The organism is Candidatus Obscuribacterales bacterium (assembly GCA_036703605.1).
In the GTDB taxonomy this organism is placed as follows: Bacteria; Cyanobacteriota; Cyanobacteriia; order RECH01; family RECH01; genus RECH01.
This window is the reverse complement of the sequence record DATNRH010000254.1, coordinates 1-1236: the sequence shown is the minus strand read 5'-3', so window position 1 is coordinate 1236 and position 1236 is coordinate 1. Positions and strand designations below refer to the sequence as shown.

Genomic DNA, 1236 nt, shown 5'->3' with positions numbered 1-1236 from the left:
TCGCGCACACTATGCACCTAAGGCATTGAAGTAATTGTATAGGCTACGGGTAGGCCACCTGATTGTGCCCCAGTAGGGTGACCGTTCGGTAGTCCGTGTGGGGGCACCAAGAATCCCATATTTATCAGATGGTTAGAGCGAGCAATCGCTCCTCCCGATGTTTAGCGGCTACTTACTGTGCCAATTTCGTGACTCGCCTCAGCCATCAATCATCAAACGCGCCTCTTCCAGCACATCGTCTGATTCAAGGTGTGAGTACTTTGCTGCCATTGTGGCGTGGCTGTGTCCCAGAAGCTTGGCGATCTTCTGCAAACTCATACCCTTCTGGTGTAGCCGTGTAGCGTAGGTGTCCCGCAAGCTGTGGATGGTGGCGGCTCCCCGCGTCTGCAACACTCTTGGATTGTCGTTGCAGGCGTTACTGATGACCTTGCGCAAAAGCTTGATAGCCCGATCCATTTCCATGAAGGGGCGTCTTTGGTCCAGCCTTGCTTCCAGACGCTGCCAAGCACGGTTTGAGAGGGGTATCAGCGACAGCTTGGCAGTCTTGTCGCGGTACAGTTCAATGACCCGATCATTCTGGCGAATGTCAGCCCATTCAATGCTGGTCGCCTCACCCAGTCTAGCCCCAGTGTCCACAAGGAACAGGAACAGGTCCAAAGCCTTTTCGTACACCACGTTCTCAGCCTGCGATTGCAACTCCTGCAAGACCAAATCCTCTTCTTGGCGGGACAAGTAGCGTGACTTGGTAAACTTCTTGAGTTGCTTGAACTGCAAGTCTGGGAAGACCTTGTAGCGGTCTTTGACAGCGTTGTAGACCCGACGAAGTACCCGGATTTCGATATTGACCGAGTTGTTCGTCAGACCTTCCCTGAGCCGGTTCTTGCGCAGGTCGTCCACCATCTTCTGATTGACGGAGGACATGAAGGACCGTTCTGGGATATGCCACTTCGCCTCAAACTGGCCTTCGCCCAGCAGCTTACGCTTGCAGAGTTCGTACTGGACTAGAGTTTTCCCAGTGGTCTCTGCCAGCGAGTGATCATAGGCATCTGCGACCGTGATTTCCCCTTTCTCGCCCAGCGCGACCTGATTGAGCCGTCTGGTGTATTCCTGTGCCATGAACCTTTGCGCACCTTGCCGGTCGCTAATTGGATACTTGGTCGTCTCACGGTATCGGACACCGCCAACTGTCAAATCCATCCCCAAGAAGTTTCCGCGTTTATAGAGTTTCATTTGTTG

General features: G+C 53.4%; 1 protein-coding gene. It reads right to left on the bottom strand.

The annotated features are described in order from the left end of the window. Window positions 1-198 precede the first annotated feature (198 nt). Window positions 199-1236, bottom strand: a 1038-nt coding sequence (locus V6D20_05295; protein HEY9815205.1) for a site-specific integrase, incomplete at its 5' end; no start/stop codon positions are given.